At 70.4% G+C, this 19,678-nt stretch carries 15 protein-coding genes; 6 read left to right on the forward strand and 9 right to left on the reverse strand.

Features of this window, described 5'->3' with window-relative positions; translation table 11 throughout:
• Position 1: 1 nt before the first annotated feature.
• Positions 2-499: a DUF305 domain-containing protein gene (locus AB0E90_RS25300; protein WP_360410339.1), complete on the forward strand. Its 498-nt coding sequence runs from the start codon at positions 2-4 to the stop codon at positions 497-499.
• Between the two features lie 23 nt (positions 500-522).
• Here the strand turns inward: AB0E90_RS25300 and AB0E90_RS25305 are convergent, their stop codons facing one another.
• Positions 523-2,802, reverse strand: coding sequence for a hypothetical protein (locus tag AB0E90_RS25305; protein WP_360410341.1), 2,280 nt, complete (start codon positions 2,800-2,802; stop codon positions 523-525).
• Positions 2,803-2,905: 103 nt separating this feature from the next.
• On the opposite strand from AB0E90_RS25305, the gene AB0E90_RS25310 reads away from it, so the two are divergent.
• Positions 2,906-3,316 (forward strand): ester cyclase, encoded by a 411-nt coding sequence (locus tag AB0E90_RS25310; protein WP_360410344.1) that lies wholly within the window; start codon positions 2,906-2,908, stop codon positions 3,314-3,316.
• 78 nt (positions 3,317-3,394) lie between these two features.
• Positions 3,395-4,207 carry a rhamnogalacturonan acetylesterase gene (locus tag AB0E90_RS25315; RefSeq protein ID WP_360410347.1) on the forward strand — a complete coding sequence of 271 codons (813 nt, stop codon included), beginning with the start codon at positions 3,395-3,397 and terminating at the stop codon, positions 4,205-4,207.
• A 43-nt stretch (positions 4,208-4,250) separates the two neighbouring features.
• Here AB0E90_RS25315 and AB0E90_RS25320 read toward each other — a convergent pair whose 3' ends face one another.
• Positions 4,251-5,096 (reverse strand): alpha/beta hydrolase, encoded by an 846-nt coding sequence (locus AB0E90_RS25320; protein ID WP_360410350.1) that lies wholly within the window; start codon positions 5,094-5,096, stop codon positions 4,251-4,253.
• Between the two features lie 26 nt (positions 5,097-5,122).
• Here AB0E90_RS25320 and AB0E90_RS25325 point away from each other — a divergent pair, with 26 nt between their 5' ends.
• The gene (locus tag AB0E90_RS25325) at positions 5,123-5,842 is read left to right on the forward strand and encodes a helix-turn-helix domain-containing protein (RefSeq protein ID WP_360410352.1); all 720 of its coding nucleotides are present in this window, start codon (positions 5,123-5,125) and stop codon (positions 5,840-5,842) included.
• Positions 5,843-5,860: 18 nt separating this feature from the next.
• Here the strand turns inward: AB0E90_RS25325 and AB0E90_RS25330 are convergent, their stop codons facing one another.
• The 3 genes from AB0E90_RS25330 to AB0E90_RS25340 all read right to left on the reverse strand — a co-directional run bounded on the left by AB0E90_RS25330 (position 5,861) and on the right by AB0E90_RS25340 (position 12,232).
• Positions 5,861-9,079 (reverse strand): hypothetical protein, encoded by a 3,219-nt coding sequence (locus tag AB0E90_RS25330; RefSeq protein WP_360410355.1) that lies wholly within the window; start codon positions 9,077-9,079, stop codon positions 5,861-5,863.
• A gap of 18 nt (positions 9,080-9,097) precedes the next feature.
• Positions 9,098-11,263, reverse strand: coding sequence for a bifunctional diguanylate cyclase/phosphodiesterase (locus AB0E90_RS25335; RefSeq protein ID WP_360410358.1), 2,166 nt, complete (start codon positions 11,261-11,263; stop codon positions 9,098-9,100).
• Positions 11,264-11,329: 66 nt separating this feature from the next.
• Positions 11,330-12,232, reverse strand: coding sequence for a sugar ABC transporter substrate-binding protein (locus AB0E90_RS25340; protein ID WP_360410361.1), 903 nt, complete (start codon positions 12,230-12,232; stop codon positions 11,330-11,332).
• A gap of 194 nt (positions 12,233-12,426) precedes the next feature.
• Between AB0E90_RS25340 and AB0E90_RS25345 the strand changes: the two genes are divergently transcribed.
• Entirely contained in the window at positions 12,427-13,392 is a 966-nt protein-coding gene (locus AB0E90_RS25345; RefSeq protein WP_360410364.1) for a helix-turn-helix domain-containing protein, read from the forward strand.
• On the opposite strand, the gene AB0E90_RS25350 is transcribed toward AB0E90_RS25345, so the two are convergent.
• Complete coding sequence (locus AB0E90_RS25350; RefSeq protein ID WP_360410367.1) at positions 13,338-13,949, reverse strand: class I SAM-dependent methyltransferase; 612 nt, start codon at positions 13,947-13,949, stop codon at positions 13,338-13,340. The genes AB0E90_RS25345 and AB0E90_RS25350 overlap by 55 nt on opposite strands.
• Here AB0E90_RS25350 and AB0E90_RS25355 point away from each other — a divergent pair.
• Positions 13,943-15,832 (forward strand): GGDEF domain-containing protein, encoded by a 1,890-nt coding sequence (locus tag AB0E90_RS25355; RefSeq protein WP_360410370.1) that lies wholly within the window; start codon positions 13,943-13,945, stop codon positions 15,830-15,832. The genes AB0E90_RS25350 and AB0E90_RS25355 overlap by 7 nt on opposite strands.
• Here the strand turns inward: AB0E90_RS25355 and AB0E90_RS25360 are convergent.
• Genes AB0E90_RS25360 through AB0E90_RS25370 form a run of 3 tightly spaced genes read right to left on the reverse strand, consistent with a single transcriptional unit; the run spans position 15,819 to position 19,629 of the window.
• Complete coding sequence (locus AB0E90_RS25360) at positions 15,819-17,342, reverse strand: ricin-type beta-trefoil lectin domain protein (RefSeq protein WP_360410373.1); 1,524 nt, start codon at positions 17,340-17,342, stop codon at positions 15,819-15,821. The two genes, AB0E90_RS25355 and AB0E90_RS25360, sit on opposite strands and share 14 nt — an antisense overlap.
• Positions 17,339-17,956, reverse strand: a complete 618-nt coding sequence (locus AB0E90_RS25365; protein WP_360410376.1) for a prepilin-type N-terminal cleavage/methylation domain-containing protein — start codon at positions 17,954-17,956, stop codon at positions 17,339-17,341. Before AB0E90_RS25365 ends, AB0E90_RS25360 begins: the two co-directional genes overlap by 4 nt.
• On the reverse strand, positions 17,953-19,629 hold the full coding sequence (locus tag AB0E90_RS25370; protein WP_360410379.1) for a putative Ig domain-containing protein: 1,677 nt from the start codon (positions 19,627-19,629) through the stop codon (positions 17,953-17,955). The genes AB0E90_RS25365 and AB0E90_RS25370 overlap by 4 nt, the downstream gene beginning before the upstream one ends.
• Positions 19,630-19,678 lie beyond the last annotated feature (49 nt).

Consider the following 19,678-nt stretch of genomic DNA (forward strand, 5'->3'; position numbering starts at 1 on the left):
CATGCGTCGCGTATCGATCGCCCTCGTTGCGACATTGCTCCTGGCCGGCTGCGGCACCCAGCAATCGAGTTCGCCGAGCCCGGCTCCCGCCACCGCCGACGCGCTGGGCGCGGGCCCGCGGCACAACGACGCCGATGTGGCGTTCGTGCGCGCGCTGATCCCGCACCACCAGCAGGGCATCGCGCTCGCCTCCGCCGCGGCCGCGGAGAATCCCCAGGCCCGAACCCTGGCCGAGGCCATCATCGTGACCCAGCAGGACGAGGCGGTCCGGATGACCGGCTGGCTGACGACCTGGGGTGTCGCGCCGCCACCGTCGGCCGCACCCGCCCCGCCCGCCGGCGACCCGGTCCAGGCGCTGATCAGCCACCAGGAGAAGGCGGTCGAGCTGGCCCAGCAGGAACAGGCCAACGGCGCCAACCTGACCGCCTTGGCCTTCGCCAAGCAGATCATCGAATCCCGCACCGGCGAGATCGCCCAGCTCAGCACCTACCGCGACTGACCGCCATCGGCCGGGGAACTCCGTCACCGGTCGGCGGGTTCCTCAGGAACCCTCCGGGCAAGCAGCGCCTCGAGTTCGGCGCTCGCTTCCGCGTCCCCGGCGGCGGCCGCCGTCCGCAGGTACGGCTCCGCTTCGTCGTCGCGCCGATCGCGCACCAACCATCGGCCAAGAGCCGCAGCCGCATAGTCGCCATCTGCGCCGTCAGCAACCCGGCGCATATAGCGCTCCCCTTCGTCCGGTCTCTCGAGGCGAACCAGAACGGCGACCAGCCTGAGCACTGACGGAGGGTCACCGCCGTCGGCAGCGCGTCGCAGGTAGGGTTCCGCCTCGGAATAACGTCCGCACTGCGAGAGATGGCGGCCGAGCCGTGCCGCCGCGGCGTTGTCCCCACCGTCGGCCAGCGGGCGCAGACGGTGCTCTATATCACCTGATTTGCCGTGTTTTGCGGCCAGATCGGCCAGCTCCAGAATGGCGCCCCGATCGCCCGCCTCGGCCGATGGAAGCAGCGAGGACTCCACTTGCCGGAGGAACTGTTCGGCTTCCGCTGAGCGACCCCTCTCGGCCAGTGTCGCAGCCAGCTCGCGAGCCGCCTTCGTGTTGCCGGCGAGAGCCAGGGAACCGAGCAGTCGATCCGCCTCGTCAACCTGATCGCGACCACGCAGGAGACGCGAAAAATCGATCGTCCCCATCGCATCGCCGTGATCCATCGCGATGCGAAGGTAATGTTCCGCCTCCTCGACCCGCCCTTGACCAAAAAGGATCTTGCCCAGGCCGGCGGCCGCACCTTCCTCACCCACCTCGTGAATCAGCCAGCGGAGAATCGGTTCGGCCTCGTCCTGACGCTCCGTCCTGAAAAATATCGCGGCGAGGCTGTAGGCCGCGGCTGCATCTCCCCCATCGAATCCTTTCCGGAAAGCCGACTCGGCGATGCCGGCCAGACCCGATTCCTGGGCGGTGACTCCAATGGAGTCCGCGTCGTGTCCGTCGCCGACGGCGATCACCGCCTGCCAGACTTCGGCGGGGACTGCCAGTCCGCCCAGCGGGCCCTCGCCGGCCTGCGTCCGGTCGAGGAGATAATCGGAGGCGGAGTAGCCGCCGGCGGCGTGCGGAATGAGGCACGAACTCGCTCCCAGCACAGGCTCGCACGCCCATGCCACGCCATCGGGGAAGGACGGGAGATCGGCCCGGTTCCTGCGGGCGGCCGACATGTACCCGCGGTACAGTGCGACCAGCAGTTCTTCGTCGACAGGCTTGGTGAATCCGGCCCGCCGGCAGTCAACCGCAACGTTGACGACGGCTTGTCCAACGTCGTACAGCGGCCCGTCCCCCGTCGTCCAGTACGTCATCATGGCCGGGCCGGCGGCGAGATATTCGGCAAAGCCGAAGGGGGACCGCAGCGCGGCGGCGATGCGGGCGTCGTCGCCTCCGGCCTGGGAGGCGGCAGCCTGTTCGATCTCGTGACTCAGATACTGGTCGATGAATATTCTTCGACGGCCCGCCACCGAGGCGATCAGCCGCTGACCGGAATCGGCGAACTTGACGACGCTCGATCCATCCACGTCGTCGCGCTGCTGCCGGCTGGCGGCAAGGCGATTGAGGCGGGACAACTCCTGATCGCGGATCGTGGCGACAATCGTCACATCGCTCCGGCCCGGCGGGCACAACAGCGCCACCAGGGATTCGTCGAGGCCGTCGGGGACCAAGAAGCGTTCCACGTCGTCCAGCCAGATCACGCAGTCGCGTACTTCGAAGCCGATTTCCAGGAGTTCGCGGAGGGCCTTGGGGTGCGCCGGAATCAGGATCTGGTGTCCCGGCCGGAGGCGGCCTACGGCCTCGAACGCGGTTCGCGTCTTCCCGGAGGCCGCTCGTCCGTGAATCAGCACCATCCCACCATCAGCGATGGCCCAGTCCAGGTCGCCGTCCCCGAAGCGGGGCACATATTGCGGCAGTCGATTCGGTGTCGAGGCATCGAGGGAAATGGCAGCCTTGACGCCCAGATCGGGTCCCGTGACGTCCTGTACGAGCGGCAGCGTGCCGTCTTCGCGCAACTTCAGGAGTAGTCCCGCCACGTGCGACGGCGGGCGCGGCGAGGCAACGCCGGCCGGCGCCCTCTCCCGGGTGGCGGCGGCCAAAAGGAGTCCGGCCACTCCGGCCATCCCGCCGATGACACTCATCCACTTGTCCGCGTCGTCGAGACCCTCCCTGGCCAGGAATCCGGCCAGAACGGCGAAGCCACCTACCGAGGAGAGCTTTGCGAGGATCCTCAACCGTTTGGCAACCTGCGGTCTGCGCGGAGCAAGCACGCAACCATGATGAGTCCGCGGCGCCGGGTGAACAACCAAGGGCGGCGGGTGCGTTGTGCGCGGAGAGTTGCGGTCGGCGTCGGTTAGGAATAGAACTTCATGCATGCGTTCGGGAGAGATCGCGCGGGCATGGTTTGAGATGTGCCGAATGGGCGATGTGGGGCTTTTCGCGGAGATCGCTACCGACGACTTCGTCTGCCATGGACCGGGCGGGGCCGGGGATCGAGACACTTTCCTCGACTGGTTGCGGTGGTACCCGAACGCCTTCGCGGGGCAGCAGCCCTCGCTGGAGGACGTCATCGACGGCGGCGACCGGGTCGTGGTCCGCTACGTCGTGCGGTCGACCTACCGCGGCGGCTACCTCGATCTGCCCGCCCGCGGACAGGACGTCGAGGAGACCGGCATCATCATCTTCCGCTTCAGCGACGGCAAGATCGCCGAAACCTGGTTCGAAGGCAACGACCTCGAGGTCGCCCAGCAACTAGGCGGCCGGGTCCACGCACCAGAGGCGTGACCCGCGAATTTCCTCAGGAAAGCGCTTGCCTGCATCGACCTTCGTTGATTAGATGGCGGCATGTCGCTGGATCGGAGAATGCTTCTGCGGGCCGCTGTCGGCGGGGCGGTGGCCTCGGCGTACGGGATGAAGCCGGCCCAAGCCGGCGGCCGCCCCGCGCGCCGCACCGTTTTCGTCGCCGGGGATTCCACCGCCGCCACCTATGCCACCGCCGATGTGCCCCGGGCCGGGTGGGGGCAGGCGCTGCCGGCCTTCCTGCACCGCGACATCGCCGTGCAGAACGCCGCGCTCTCCGGGGCCAGCTCGAAGAGCTTCTACGACCTGGGGCGGCTCGATCTCATCCTGGCCGCGATCAAGCCGGGTGACGTGCTGCTGGTCTCGTTCGGGCACAACGACGAGAAGACCGAGGACCCGGCCCGCTACACCGAGCCGTGGACCACCTTCCAGGACTATCTGCGGCTCTACCTCGACGGCGCGCGCGCCAAGAAGGCGCACCCGGTGCTGGTCACGCCGGTGGAGCGGCGGCGCTTCCACACCGACGGCAGCCCCTACCTGTCGCACGGCGAATACCCGGACTCGATGCGCGCCCTCGCCGAGGCCACCCGCACCCCGCTGATCGACCTGACCGCGCTGTCCTTCGCGCTGTGGAGCGCGCTCGGCCCGGACGCCACCAAGGACTATTTCCTGTGGCTCGACGCCGGCGAGTCGCCGAACTATCCGGACGGCGTCGCCGACAACACGCACTTCCAGGCGCACGGGGCGATCGAGGTGGCCCGCCTGGTGGTCGACGCCGGCTGCGACATCCCGGGCCGCGACCTGCGCGCCCTGCACGACGCCACCATCCCGGACGACGTGCTGACCTGGCCGGCGACGCGACCCGCCGAAAGCTGAGCCGGCCCGCCGAGAGAGCTGAGCCGGCCCGCCGAGAGCTGCGTCAGAGCTCGGCGGCCAGCCAGCCGGTCAGCAGTGGCAGGACTACGGCGGCCTGCATGGCGCTCATGTGGTCGGCGGCCGGGACGACCTCGACCCGCCAGCCGCGAGCGGCCAGCTCGGCCCGGCGGGTGGTCAGCGGGCCGGCCAGGTCGACGACCGCGTTGCCCCACTTCGGGCCGTAGACGATGGTGTCCCTCTCGCCGGCGAACGCCAGCCGGGGAATGGGCGGCAGCTCGGCCGCGGCGTCGTCGAAGGACTGCAGCGACTCGTACAGCGAAAGGTATTGCCTGGTCTGGTCGGGGCTCAGGGTCAGGTCGGCGCTGTCCCAGTCGCCCGGCTCGGGCGCGGCGGACGGCGCGGGCGGATTTTCGGCGTTCGCCACCGCCGCCCGGTAGGTCGCCCGGGTCACCTCGAGCATCGCCGCGTAGGGCCCGCCCAGCGGTGGGAAGCCGCCCATGGCCAGCGCGGTGAGCCGGTCGGTGCGCACCGACAGCTGCAGGCCGGCCAGCGCCAGCCACGAATAGCCGTAATAGGCAAAACCGCCTTCGGCACCGCCGGCGTCGGCGATGGCCAGCAGGTCGGTGGCCAGGGTCGAGGCATTGAGCGTACGAGGTTTCGGGTGCTCGGCCAGGTGACCCTCGTAGTCGGCGGCGATCACCCGGAACCCGGCCGCCGCCAGGCCGGTCACCAGGCGATGACCCAGGGCCGGATCGGCGCCCCAGGCCAGCATCTGCTCGGCCTCCTGGCCCTCGATCACCCGGGTGCGGACCGGCAGCAGCACGGCCGGGCCGTCGCCGAGCACGGTCACCTCGATCGGAGCGTCGTCGTGCAGTCGTGCGGTAGGCATGCAAAACACTATACGGTGTAAGGACTATGTCGAACCAGAGCGCGACCGAGCACGTACGCCGGCTGTGGCGGCACCGCGGCACCACCCTGCCGACCCCGCGGCGTGGCCCCCGGCAGCAACTGAGTCTCGACGAGATCCTCGACGCGGCCGCCGGCATCGCCGACACGGATGGCCTGGCCGCCGTCTCCACCCGGGCGGTCGCCGCCCGGTTCGGCCGGACCGCGATGGCGCTCTACCCCTACGTCGGGACGAAGGAGCAGCTCCTGGCCCTGATGCAGGACCACGTGAGCGCGCTGCCGCGGTGGGCCGACCCGGCGACGAGCGCGGCCGGCGACCTCACCGCGTGGGCCCTCGCCCTGTTCGACCTGCACCTGGCCCACCCGTGGCTCACCGAGCGGTCGTGGGCGCAGTCCGGCCAGGGCCCGAACGAGCAGGACTGGATGGAACGCCTGCTCGGCGTCCTCGGCCGATGGGCCGTCCCCGAGCAGCGACGGGCGCCGGCGGTCACGATGCTCTACGCGGCGGTCCGCTCCTGCGCCGAGACGGCCGCCGCCTACGCCCGGATGGATCGCGACGGCGCCGCCGCGTGGGCCGACCGCGCCGAGGCGACCTGGGTGCTGATCCCCGACCTGGCCGAGCGCTACCCACTGTCGACCGGTCTCGCCCCGGTCACCCCACAGTGGCGGGACGCGCCGCGCGCCGGCCTGATCGCCGCGGTCCGCCTGCTTTCCGAAGCGCTGTGCTGAGTCCGTGGATCGCCGGGGTCAGCGGAGCTGATGTGCCAGATGCGGGTGGGACTCGCGGACCTCGTTGGCCAGCGAGCGGGCGGCGGCCGGGCCCAGGGCGTCGCGGACGGCCGCCAGCACGGCGGCGAGATCGCCGGATTCCTCGAGTGAGTCCATGACCTGGCGCAGGCGTCCGAGATCTCCGAGACGCTCCACCAGGTCGGTGAAGATCGCGTACAGGGCCTCGCGCCGGGCGGGACCGGCGTCCGCCAGCTCGCGGGCAAGGAGCGTGTGGATGGCGTCAGCGAGAACGGCGTCGTTGGTCTCCGGGCCGGCACTGATCAACTTGACCATCGTCAGGACGAAATCGGGATCGAGCCGGGCGGCGTCATTGCGCAGGCTGCGGAGAAGCATCCGGGCGACGCGCCAGGAGTCGTCCAGGGTGTCGCATCGGAGCAGGACGTCGACGGCGTTCCGATAGGCGTCGGTCAGGTCGGCGGGGGCGAAGCCGGCCGCCATCCACACCCGCATCAGGCTGTGCGCGACCGATTCGGTCCGGCCCGATTCGTGCACGACGTGGTAACCCGCCAGGTGCGGGAACGAGGTCAGCATCGGTTCCATCGCCTGCAGCAGGGTGTCATCGCTCAGGTTGTTGCTCAGGTGCATCGAGGTCATCGCCGGGTACCAGTCGAAGTTCGCGAAGAAGCCGCTCCCGCCGTCCCGGTCGATCCGGTACAGGCGGTTGGACCAGGCCGGGTCCACGGTCGGCAGGGACCCGGCCGCGCCGAGGGTGAGGACGATGTCGCGGCGGCGGTCGCGCATCTCGCGGCGGGCGGTGATCGACTCCAGCGCGTCCAGCCACATGCCGCCCGGTAACGCCGCGCGCCACTGCAGGGCGCTGCCGCGCAGCCAGTCGGCCGGGTCAGCGGCCTCGGTGAACAGGTCGGTGGCCCGCAGTTCGCCGCCGCAGGCCAGGGTCAGGAACACCAGGTTCAGCGAGTACGTCGCCATCCAGTGGTCTACGCGTTTGTCGACCGGGCGGTAGCGGCCCGGCGTGTACTGCGGCCTCGTCACCGCCTGGCGGGTGCGGCGCACCAGGAAATCCCGGATGTCGTCGCGGTCCGGTCCGTCCAGCAGCGAACGGACGAACAGCAGCACGGTGTTGCGGGCGGTCAGCGGGGTGTAGCCGAGGAGGTCCTGCACCAGGTCGGACTCCGGCTCGCGGCCGAACCGCAGCGGCAGGGTGGCCGCGCCCTCGCGAGCCGTGGTGTCCCGCAGGGCCTGCACGGTGAGGCGGGCGACCAGGTATTCGCCGAACGTGGCGTGCAGGAACTCGTACGTCTGCAGGGTCCGGTCGTCGCGGATCGCCTGCGCCCGCTGGATGAAGAAGAACCGGCCGATCATCTCCTGGCCGGCCGTCAGCGAGGTGCGGAAGCCGTCGGCGCCGCCCGGCCGGGCCGGGGCCGGGGCCGTGCCCAAGCCGGCCAGGTCGTCGTCGAGCTCGCGTTCGGTCACCCAGAGCCGGTTGCGGTGGAACATCGCGAACGCCACCACGGACAGTCGCAGCAGCTCGGCCTCGATCAGCTCCGGCATCGCCGACTCCGGCCGCCCGGCGTGCACGCGGCGCACCTCGCGGGCGGCGAACTCGCTCAGCAGCCGTTCGTAGAGCTGGGCGGTGTCGAAGTCCTCGGACAGCCGGCTTCCGCTGGCGTGGTAGAGCGCGAGCATCAGCAGCAGCAACGGCTGGCCGGCCAGGTCGGGCAGGCGGGTCAGCGCCGGCGTGAGCAGCGGCTCGGCCGACGGGTTGGCCCGGTTCCACACCTGGAGCCACCGCTCGATCTGCCGGCCGGTGAACGGCTCGAGCCGCACGATCAGGCTGCCCAGCGGGATCCGGGCCTTGTCCGCCACCACCACCCGGCTGGTCACGATCACCGCGACCGGCCGGCCCTGGGCGAGCTCGCGCTCCTGGAACGCGGCGACGCGCTGCAGGTAGTCGGACTGGTGCACGCCGGTCGTCTGGAGCAGCTCGTCGAAGCCGTCGAGCAGCACCACCGCCAGCGGGCGTCCGGCGTCCTCGGCCATCTCGGCCCAGGCCACGGTCTCGCCGACGGCGGCCCGGACGGCCAGCTCGATCTGGTCCTGGATCTCTGCCTCGGCCGGGACCTCGCGCAGCGGCACGCGGGCGACGAGATAGTCGTTCGCCGGGAGCCGGGCGGCGAGGATGTGGGTCAGCGACGACTTGCCGGCGCCGGGCTGGCCGAGGAGCAGCAGCGGGTTCTCGGCGGCGGCCGTGGTGGTCAGGTGGACGGCGAGGAAGTCGTGGAAGTCGTCGCGGACCGTGGCGCGCTCCCACCAGGTCTCGTCGGCGGGCCGGGCGCCGGGGGCGGACACCTTCACCTTGAACAGCGGGTCCAGGTAGGCGTCGCCGAGGTCCGGCAGGGTCAGGTCGCCGGCGTCGCCGGCGAGGACGGGACGGTTGAGGCGGTCCTGGTAGGCCCGCGACAGCGCGGCGCGGTGGCGGCCCGGGTCGCGCCCGGCCGACGCCCGGACCAGGAGACTCTCCAGGCGGCGCAGACTCTGGGCGGTGGCGCGCGCCTCCAGGCTGCCCGACCAGATCGCGAACTCCGGGATCTCCGCCGCCAGCCGCCGGTGCAGCTCGTCGTAGCGGGCCACCGCCAGCTCGCCGAGGCGGCCGACCATCTCGGCGGCGCGCCGGCGGGCGGTCTCGTCGGCGTCGTCCCAGAAGGCCAGGCCGGGCAGGTGGTAGGCGAGCTCGGCGCTGCGCACCCCGCACCACTCGCCGATCTCGTCCAGCAGGTCGGCGTAGGACTTCACCGGCGACGGCAACGGGATCGGGCTGCTGACCAGGCGGTCGAGCAGGTGGTCGCCCTCGGTGGCGCGGATCAGGAGAAGCTGCTCGTCGACGGTGAATTCGGCCGGGTCGAGTCCGACGGCCCGGATACCGTCGTCCAGGGCTTCGAACAGGGCCGCGACCACCAGGACGCCGGAGGCAGCCAGCAACCGTTCGCTGCGGTTGTAGCGCCCTGTCCCGCGTACGATATCGGCGATTTTGGTGGTCACCAGCGCGCCCAGCCGGACCATTTCCGCCTTGGCGTCGAAGAAGCTCAAGGCAGCTTCGCTGCCGCCGGCCGTCGCCACGCTCAGCAGGCCGCCCAGCAGGTTGTCGACCGTCTTGGCCAGCGGGCCCGGACCGCCCAGGATCTTCACCGCGTCGAGATAGGACAGTCCCTTGGGCATCCGCCCATGATGGCGGACCTACGCCACTGCGGCGACGCCCTGGAAGTCCGGTTCGGCAACCGGCCGGCCGTAGTAGTAACCCTGCAGGTAGCGGTAGCCGAGGGCGGACAGCACGGCGGCCTGCTCGGCGGTCTCCACGCCCTCGGCGACGGCACGCAGGCCGAGGCCGTCACACAGCTTGATCAGGGCCTCGGCGATGACGCGCGGGCGGCCCTCGCCGGTGATGTCGTCGACGAACGACTTGTCGACCTTGATGGTGGTGACCGGGACCGTCTGCAACAGGCCGAGCGACGAATGGCCGGTGCCGAAGTCGTCGAGGGCGATGTGCACGCCGAGGGCGCGCAGCTCGTGCAGGGCGGTGACCGCGGCGCCGCCCTCGAAGACGGCCGTCTCGGTGACCTCGACGGTGAGCGAGCCGGTGGACAGGCCGGTCTCGGCCAGCACCGCGGCCACGCTCGCGGCGAAACCGGGGCGGGCGAGCTGCTTGGCCGAGACATTGACGCTGATCCGGTCCGGGGCGGCGGCGCCGTGGCAGAGGCGCCACGAGGCCAGCCGGTGGCAGGCGGTTCGCAGGATCCAGGCGCCCAGCTCGATGATCAGGCCGTTCTGCTCGGCGACCGGGATGAACTCGACCGGGCTGACCGGGCCGCGGACCGGGTGGTCCCAGCGGACCAGGGCCTCGACCGCGAGGATGCGCTCGGTGGGCAGCTCGACGATCGGCTGGTAGACGACGCGGAACTGGCCCTCGTCGAGGGCGGTGCGCAGCTCGGCGCCGAGGCGGGCGTGTTCCAGGGAACGCTCGTCGAGGGCCGGTGTCCAGCGCCGGATCTCGCCGGTGCGCTTGGCCGCGTGCATCGCGGTCTCGGCCTCGCGCAGCAGTTCGACCGGGTCGACCCCGGCGCCACCGGCCAGGCCGGCGCTGACCCCGATGAGCAGGTTGCCGGCCGGGCGGCGCAGGGTGCGCAGCACGTCCTCGGCCACCGCGCGCAGATCGTCGGCGTTCGCGTCGCTGAGCAGGACGGCGAACTCGTCGCCGCCGGTGCGGGCGACCAGCGCGCCGGGCGGGGCGGCCTCGGCCAGGCGGGCGGCCAGCTCGATCAGGACCCGGTCGGCGGCGGGGCGGCCGAGCTCGTCGTTGACGTTCTTGAAGGCGTCCAGGCCGAGCAGCGCCACCTGCGGGTGGCGCGCGTCGCCGATCCCCTGTTCGAGGCGGCGGCGGTTGGGCAGGCCGGTCAGGTCGTCGGACATGGCGAGGCGGGACAGCTCGGCGGACTGGTTACGCGCCTGCTTCATGATCGTGGCCAGACGCGCGAGCACCAGCACGAACAGCGCCATCGCGCCGATCGCGACGGCCCGGCGGCCGGAGCTGTCCGCGCCGATGCCGGGTACGAACAGCAGCGCGGGCGCGGCCATCGAGCAGACCGCGAACAGGCCCACCCGGGCGTGGTGGCGGCGGGACTCGCGGACCGGGGCCGCATCGGCGGCGGACGGATGCAGCGCGGCCGCGCCCCAGCTGAGGTACGACGGCAGGAAGAGGAGGTTGATCAGGGCCCCGTGGTCGGCGCCGTGCAGCGTCGCCACCGATAGCGCGACGTCGCCGGCGAACAGCAGCAGTGCGGCCAGCGTCAGCAGGCGGGTCGCCGGGGTGCCGCCGGCCGTGTCGGTGAACAGGCGGGCGAGCACGGCGAGCAGCAGCACGTCAGCGGCCGGGTAGGCGGTGCTGATCCAGCGTTCCAGCAGCGAGGCCGAACCGTCGGCGACGGTCGGGTGCAGCACGAAGATCCAGAACACGAGACCGAGGCCGGTCGTGACGATCGCGGCGTCGAGCAGGCCGTCGAAGCCGAGGCGGCGGCGCCGGCGCACCAGCAGCAGCATGCCGACCAGGAACATCGGGTACTCGGCGAGGTAGAAGGCGTCGGCCAGGGACGGGTACGGCTCGATGTGCCGGACCAGGTCGTAGTATTCGTTGACCAGGTTGCCGAGCACCGACATGGCGCCACCGGCGGCGAGCCAGTACCACATGGCCGGGCGTTGCGGACGATGCAGGCGCACGGCGGCGAAGATGGCGAGCACGGTCGCCAGCCCGACGGCGTTGCCCGCGAGGTCCCGGGCGACGCTGCCGGCCGGGATGAGGCTGATGCCGGCGATGACCGCCACACCTGCCGCGACCCACCAGAGCCACACCCGTTCCCGATGCACGTAGGCCTATCGGCGGGCCGATGTCTGACTTTAGTGCGGCCCTGGTCACGTTCAGTCGACCACGCAGTAGTGCGGGGCCAGGCTCAGCTCCACCCTGGTGATCAGGCTGATCTCGATGTAGTCGACCTTGTGCACCGGTTCGCCGCCGAGCAGGCTGATCGTGTTCTCCACAGCCTGCTCGCCGAGCCGCGAGGCCGGATTGGCGACGGTCGCGGCGAACCGGCCGTCCTCGATGCCGGCCAGCCCGGTGTCGGTTCCGTTCACCGTGACGATCTTGACGCTCTTGCCGGCCGCCGCGAACGCCTGGGCGGCGCCGACCGCCATGTCCTCGTTGGCGACGAAGGCGTACCCGAGCTCGGGATGTTCTTTGATCATGGCGGACGCGACGGCGGTGGCCTTGCCCCGGTTGAACATGCCCGGCTTGCTGTCCACCACCTTGACGTTCTTCGGCAGGTTGTCGGTGAAGCCCTTGACCAGCAGGTCGGAGGCGGCGCCGGGGGCGCCCGCGATGATCCCGGCGGTCGCCGGGCCGCCGACCGCGTCGTTGCTGACCCAGCCCGCGTCGAGCAGGCCGACCTGGTTGAGGTCGACCGCGACGGCGCCGAGGATCGCGCTGGTGTCGGCCGGCACCACCGAGGTCAGGAAGATCGGGATCTGCGCCGCCCGGGCCTTGGCGATGTCGGCCTTGAGCGCGCCGGAATCGACGGTCTGCACGATCACCGCGTCCACGTGCTGGGCGATCAGGCTCTCGATGTTGGCCAGCTCGGTCTTCGGGTTCTGCTGGGAGTTGACGCTGATCACCTTGACCCCGCGGCGGCCGGCCTCGCTCTCCACCGCCTTCTGCAGGCAGGTGTGGAACTCGGTGGTGGCGCCGTTGACGAAACCCAGCGTGACCGACGCCTTCGCGGCGGCCGGATTATCGCTGCATCCGCCGACGCCAAGGATGATCACCATCGCCGCGCCTGCGGCCCGGGTTGCACGTTGCCGCACGGCGGAGAGCCCTTCGTGAAGGTGATCACAAGCGCGGACGAACGTAACAACTCTGTGTCAGCGCCTGCACCGCGTGGCGTGCACGCTCAGGTTGCACGATTCGCATGCATGGCCGGAATGGGACAGGTCAACGGTTTCTTGCCAGTAGGCTCCGCGGCATGCATCGGGTTGTCGTGCTCGCGCTGGACGGGGTCATTCCCTTCGATCTGGCTACGCCGATCGAAGTTTTCAGCCGGGTGCGGCTGGGCGACGGTTCCGCTCCCTATGACGTACGGGTGTGTGCGCCGACCGCCGAGATCAGCGCCGGGGCGTTCACCATCCGGGTGGATCACGGGCTCGAGGCACTCGGTGACGCGGACACGATCATGCTGCCCGGGTGCTCGTCCCCCGGCGTACCCGCGGAGGTTGTCGCTTCTCTTCACGACGCCGCGGCTCGCGGCGCCCGGATCGCCACCATCTGTGCCGGCGCCTTCGTCCTGGCCGCGACCGGGCTGCTCGACGGCAAGCGCGCCACCACCCACTGGGCCGGGGCCGGCCTGTTCGCCGAGATGTTCCCCGCGGTTCAGCTCGATCCGGCCGTGCTCTACGTGGACAACGGACAGCTGCTGACCTCGGCGGGCGCGGCCGCCGGGCTCGATCTGTGCCTGCATCTGATCCGCCGGGACCACGGCTCGGCGGTGGCCGCCGACGCCGCCCGGCTGTCGGTCATGCCGCTCGAACGCGAGGGCGGGCAGGCCCAGTTCATCGTGCCCGAGCAGCCGCCGGTGCCGCGCGGCTCGGCGATGGAGCCGCTGCTGCGCTGGATGGAGGAAAATGCCGGCCGCGACCTCACCCTCGACCAGATCGCGGCGCACGCCCGGATGAGCGCCCGCACGCTCAACCGGCGGTTCCGCGAGCACACCGGCACGACTCCGCTGCAGTGGCTGCACCGGGCCCGGATCCGCCGCGCCCAGCACCTGCTCGAGACGACGGCGCAGTCGGTGGACCGGATCGGCGGCGCGGTCGGGTTCGGTTCGCCGACCGCGTTCCGCGACCGTTTCAAGCGGATCGTCGGGACGAGCCCGCACCGCTACCGTTCGTCGTTCGCCCGGAAGATGTCGAGCACGAACCATTCGTCCTCGTGATGCACTGTTTTCTTGAGGCCGGCCCGGCGAGACAGCTCCGCATGGACGTTGAAGCCGTCGTAGTTGCCCGGGTTCTCCCGGTCGCGGAAATGGACCGACACCAGATCGCCACCGGGTTCGAGGCGAGCCAGCAGCCCCTCGACCAGCGCGGCGAAGTCGTCCGCCGACAGGTAGTAGAAGAGGTCGCCCACCACGATCAGGTCGAACGTGCCGGCCGGCAGCTCGGCCGGCAGCGAGGCCACCTCGACCCGGACGTGCGGCAGGTCGCGCAGGTTGTCGGCCGCGGTCCGCACCGCTTCCGGCACGCTGTCGACCGCGAGGACCTCGTCGCAGCGCGCGGCGAGGAGCCGGGTCAGCAGGCCCACCGAAGCGCCCGGCTCGTAACACCGGCGGTAGCGCTCGCGCGGCAGGCTCGCCACCGTCACGGCGTATTTGCGCTGGTCATGCCACTTGATGGCGAGATCCCAGGGATCCTCCTTGGCGAGGTACAACCCGGTGAAATAGTCGATCGAAACGGTCGACTCCGGCGGCTGCGCGTCACCCTCTGCTCGTGTCACGGTCAGACATTCTGCCCGACGACTGGGATGTGACCCACGACACCGGTGATTCGAGAGATCATGGCGTGGTGAGCCGTACCTTCGGGATCCTGTCGCCCTTCGTCGGGGGTGACTACTACGGAGCCATCATCGAGGGTGTCAACGCGGCCGCGGTGCTCGGCGACGACCGGATCATGGCGATCCAGACCCTCGATCCGGGCGCGCACAGTGCCGACCGCAGCGGCGTGCCCGACTTCCGCCGGCCGATCGCCTGGAGCCACCTCGCCGGCCTGGTGGTGCTGCCCGGCGCCGTCGACACGGACTACGCGGCCGAGGCGGTGCAGGCCGGGCTGCCGGTCGTCTTCGTCGCCCAGGACGAGACCGGGAGCGGGTGCTCGGCGGTGCTCGCCGACAACCGCAGCGGCGTCCGCGAGGCGGTCGCCCACCTGATCGAGGAGCACGGTCACGAGCGGATCGCCTTCGCCGGCTACCTCGCCCACTTCGACGTGCGGGAACGCTACGAGGGCTACCGGGAGGCGATGGCGGCCCACGGCCTCGACGCCTCCCTGCTGTTCGACTCCGGCGACAACCACGAGAGCGGCGGCGAGGCGGTCGCGGAGGAGCTGATCAAGGGCGGTTTGCCGGCGACCGCCGTGGTGCTGGGCACCGACCGCAACGCGATCGGGCTGATCGACCGGATGACCGCGGCCGGCTGTGAGCTGCCGGCGGTGGTCGGGTTCGACGACATCGCCGACGCTTCCTACCTGCGGCCCAGTCTGTCCACCGTCCGGCAGCCGCTCGCTCGGGTCGGCGAGGTCGTCTACCAGCTGCTGAGCGATCTGTCGGGTTCCTCGGAGCCGCAGATCCGGTACGTCTCCACGTTCTTCGTCCGGCGTGACTCCTGCGGCTGCTCGGGGCACGGCCTGCCGGTCTCCGAGCCGCAGGCCCGCAACCTGTTCGCCCAGGTGCAATACCTGCAGAGCACCCTCAACATCCAGTACGAGCTGGGCATCGAGCTGCTCGGCACGCACGGGAGCAACCCGCGCGCGCTCGGCTGGCTGGGCCTGACCCCGGCCGTGGCCGGCGTCCTCGGCCTGTGGACCGGCGACCGGCTCGGAGTGGTCGGCGAGTTCCGCTCCGGCTGCCCGATCGGCCACGACGTCGCGGCCGTCGACTTCCCGCCGCCCGAGCTGTTCGGCCACACCGACGGCCCGGCCGGCGACGTGGTGTTCCTGGTGCCGGTGCGCAGCCGCAACGCCGACTGGGGCGTGCTGGCCGCGGTCGGGCGGATCCAGTCGACCACCCCGCCCGGCCGCGAGATGATGAACCACTCGGGGGCGCTGCTGGCCGCCGCCCTCGACTACGAGGTGACCATGGCCGCCCTCCGCGACAAGGAGGAGAGCCTGCGCAACGCCGCCCTGCACGACCACCTGACCGGGCTGCCCAACCGGGTGCTGCTGGAGGACCGGATGGCGCGGGCCGGCAAGCGGGCCGCCCGGCAGGCGGGCTACCGGTTCGCGATCCTGCTGCTCGACCTGGACGGCTTCAAGGCGGTCAACGACACGCTCGGGCACGCCGCCGGCGACCAGTTGCTGATCGAGGTCGCCCAGCGGCTGACCGGGCTGGTGCGCCAGTCCGACACGGTGGCCCGGCTCGGCGGCGACGAGTTCGTCGTCCTGCTCGACGGGCTGCACTCGCCGGACGCGCACAAGACGGTCCGCGACAGCGTGACGGATGCGATCCAGGCGCCGTTCTTCATCGACGGGCAGCGCGTCGACGTCGGCTGCAGCCTCGGCGTGGCGCTGTCCGGTGACGGCGAGGCCGACCCCGACCTGCTGCTGCGCGAGGCGGACGCGGCGATGTACCGGGCCAAGTCGGCCGGTCGGCGCCCTACTGCTCGGTGAGGTTGACCAGCGGCGTCGGCTGGTCGATGTTCGCCGGCGCGTTCCACTTCTGGATGTCGGCCGTGGAGCAGATGGCCACCTTGACCTTGCTGGTGCCGTCGGAGTGGAAGTCGTTGGCGACACCGCTGCCCTGCTCGGTGGGCTGCAGGCAGTAACCCTTGTAGTCCATGATCCGGTAACTGGTGCCGTAGTCACCGGTGTCGTGGTAGGCGGTCCAGGTCAGGGTCTCCTGGGCCTGGGTAGCGACGTCCTTGCAGGCGACCACCGTCACCCACGACGTCGTGGTGACGACGCCCGGCGACTTCAGGCAATAGTCGTACAAGATGCTGCTGTTGTTGGCGTTGCTGTTGGAGCTGGCGTTGTTGACGATGATCGGGCCGGATTTGGAGATGGCCGGCAGCACCGGCACCGGATGGACCCACTGCTGGTTGAAGTCGACGAGGGCGCCCGGGTCCTGCTTGCAGAACCAGGCGATCATGTACGTCGCGCTCGTGCTCTTGCTCGTCACGTCCAGGCAGCGGCTGAACTGCTTGTAGTTGACCAACTGGTTGGTGGAGTCACCGGCCATGCCGGCGCCGACGCCGGGAGCGGAGTACCACACGTTCTTGACGGACGAGGCGGAGCAGCCGGCGAGGAGCACCGTATGGTCGGCGGCCGATCCGGGGGTCTTGATGTTCATGCAGTAGCTGCCGTCGGACTTGCTGGCCGAGGTGGTGGCATGGAAGACGCTGCTGCCGTCCAACGCCCATTGGAAGGTCGTGGTCCGGATGGTCGGGCAGGCCTGGAAGACGATCGGCGTGGTGCCGCTCACCCGGGTCGAGTTCGCGAACAGGCACATGCCCAGCGACGCGGTGGACGTCTCCGAGGAGATCAGCTTCAGGTAGAGGTCCGGCGTGTAGCCGAACTGCTGCTGGCTGCTGCCGTTGCAGGTCTGCACGAGAACAGCGGTCCCGGCGGCCGGGCTCGCCGCCGCGCCGGCGTCCAGGCACTGGTCGCCCAGGGTGCTGCTGGCGATCTTGATCCGGCCGCCCGGGATGTTGGTGTTGCTGGTGGAGAAGACGTAGGTCGCGGTCAGCGTCCGGGTCACCACGCCGTTGGTGCCGGCCGACTGAACGATCGCGGTGGTGGGCACGTCGTAGACAGCGCAACTGGTGATGGCGTTGCCGTCCCGGTCGCGGTAGGTCACCGAGACCGTGTACGTCGACGTGATGCCACCGCCCGCCGCACCGGTGGTGCCGGTCATCGTGCACGGCGGAAGGTTCTCCAGGTAGCCGTTCTGCACGGCGTCGGAGGCGGCACGGACCCGGGCCATCATCACGTCCAGGCCGGCCTGAGCCGCGTCGAGGGCGGCGGCCCGCTGGTCGTAGTTGACGGTGTTCTTGATCTGGCGAATCACGATCGGGACGAGCGTCGCGGAGAGAGCCAGCACGACGGTGACGACCAGCATGGCCAGCGGCATCGACCCCTCGTCCCGGCGGAGTGAGGGTGCGCGGAGGACGGGGAGCCTCATGCGGACGGCCTTCCCTTGCTGCAATCGTTGAGTGCCGACGTGTTGCGGTTGGTGTTCTGCGCGGTGAACAGCACATCCAGGGGAAGGGTGGTCTTGGCGACCGCGCCGGTGAACCGGAGCCGGATCTGGTTGTGCTCGGGCTCGTAGCCACTGCCGACGCCACTGACGTTCGGGCTGGCCGAGGCGTACGGCTGGTCGCCGGGCGCGTAGACCGTGAACGGCGCGATCGAACCGGTCTGCGCAAGATCGGTGGCGATCGTCGTCGCCGTGCCCGGAGTCGTGCCGGGCAGCGTCCAGACGGCACGGGTCAGCACTCCGGCCTTGAAGACGAGCTGCTGGCAGTTGTTGGGAGTGGCGTACTCCAGGTACCAGGCGCCGCCCACCTGCCCCGGCGTGGAGACCCAGGTGGCGTAACGGAGCTCCTTGTCGAGCCGCCGGAAGCTGTTGCCGATCTGGTCCCGTGCGCTGCTGAGGCCGTCGGTCCGAGTGACATCGGAGTAGACCTCGGTGATCGCCCCCGTGACCATCACCATGACCACCGCCATGACGGACATCGAGACGATGACCTCGATCAGCGAGAAGCCCTCGTCGCCCGTCTCCACGTCGCCCCTCATGTGATCTTCCAGACGAAGGTGAGAATGCTGCTGCTCGGCGGCGCGACGGTGGCCGCCGTCGCCGTCACCACGTAGGTGCCGGCGGTCGTCGGCGTCCCCGAGATGACCTTGGTCAGGGCGTTGAGGGTCAGGCCCGGCGGGAGCCCGGAAATGGTCAGCACGGGCGAAAGGCCCAGCAGCGTTCCGTTCGTGGCGAGCGTCAGCGACGCGGCGCTGCCTTTGACGGTGCTCTGGTCGGGTGCGGTCAGCGGGGGCGCGGTGAAGACCAGCGAGTCACTCGTCGTCACGATGACCACGATCTGCCGGCTGGCGGCGCCACCGCTGCCGTCGGTGACGGTGATCGTGGGCAGGAACCGGCCCGACGAGGAGGCCTTGCTGTTGATCACACCGGTGTTCTTGTTGATCGACGTACCGGTCGGCAGCCCGGTGGCGGTGTAGCTGTAGTTGCCGTCACCACCCGCCGCGACCGCGGTGAGGCCGACGCTCGACTTCAGGTCGATCGTCTGGTCGGACAGACCGGTCAGGGTCAGCCCGGGATAAACGGTGTGGGTGTAGGTGGCCTTGCCGGTCTTCAGATTGGCGTCGGTGACGGTGACCGTGACGGGGTAGGTTCCGGCGGTCGTCGGGCTGCCGCTGATGGCGTCGGTCGCGGAGTCGAAGGTCAGGCCGGGCGGAAGGCCGGCCACGTCCCACGCGGTGTAGGGCGCCACCCCGCCGGTGGCCGACAGCGACAGGCTGTACACGTCGCCGACGCGGCTGATGACGCTGGTGGGAACGGTGGGCGCCGGCGGCTGGACGACGGTCATCGTCACCGGACCGGTGTTGGTGCGATTCGCGTGGTCGGTGACCGTAGCGGTGGTCGACGTGACGCCCACGGTGGTCGGGACACCGGAGATGATCCCGGACGAGGCCAGCGACAGACCGGCCGGGAGCTGGGCGATCGTCCAGGTGTTCGGGAGCTGACCACCCCGGGCCTTCAGCTGGTAGGAGACGGTGTCGCCGACGTACCAGGTCGGAGAGTTCTCGATGACCTGCGGCGCCGGGCGGTTGAAGTCGAAGGTCGGCTCGGACGCCCGGGACACCAGCGTCGTGGAGAGGTAGGAGCACAAGCCGGCCGCACAGGTCGGGTCCGACCAGGTCTCGAGCACCACGACCCGGAAGAACTGCAGGATCTGAGTGGAGTCGGCCGGGGCTGCCGCGCCCTTCGGATAGACGCACTCGGTGGTGCCGGTCAGGTAGACCTCGCACTCACCGACGTAGATGTTCTGCGTGTAGGTGGTTCCCTCGACCGTGACCTGCTGGGCCGACGTGGAGATCGAGGCGTCCGCCCCCACCGTCGAGGTGGCGTCCGTGATCATCGGATCGGCGGCCACCTGCATCGTCTTCAGGTATGGCTGGGCGACGGTGGGAGCGGCGTCGAACTGCGCCTGGGTGGCGATGATGCTGCGGCCGCTCAGCAGGGCGCTGCCCTTCAGCCCACGCACCTGCTCCATCGCCGTATCGGAGAGTTGGATCGCGGCCTGCTTGGCGCGTTGCTTGTTGACATTGGTCAGGCTTCGCACGAAGAACGGAGCGCTCGCGAGCATGGTGACACTCAAAATCGCCAGCGCGACGATCATCTCGACGAGGGTGAAGCCTCTGTCACCGGTGCCCGGGTCCTGTTCCGTGCCCACACGCTCTCCCAGCGTTCTGAACCGCTATGCGTCAGATCGGCCGTGAAGA

It is taken from the genome of Actinoplanes sp. NPDC026619 (assembly GCF_040638295.1).
Taxonomy (GTDB): domain Bacteria; phylum Actinomycetota; class Actinomycetes; order Mycobacteriales; family Micromonosporaceae; genus Actinoplanes.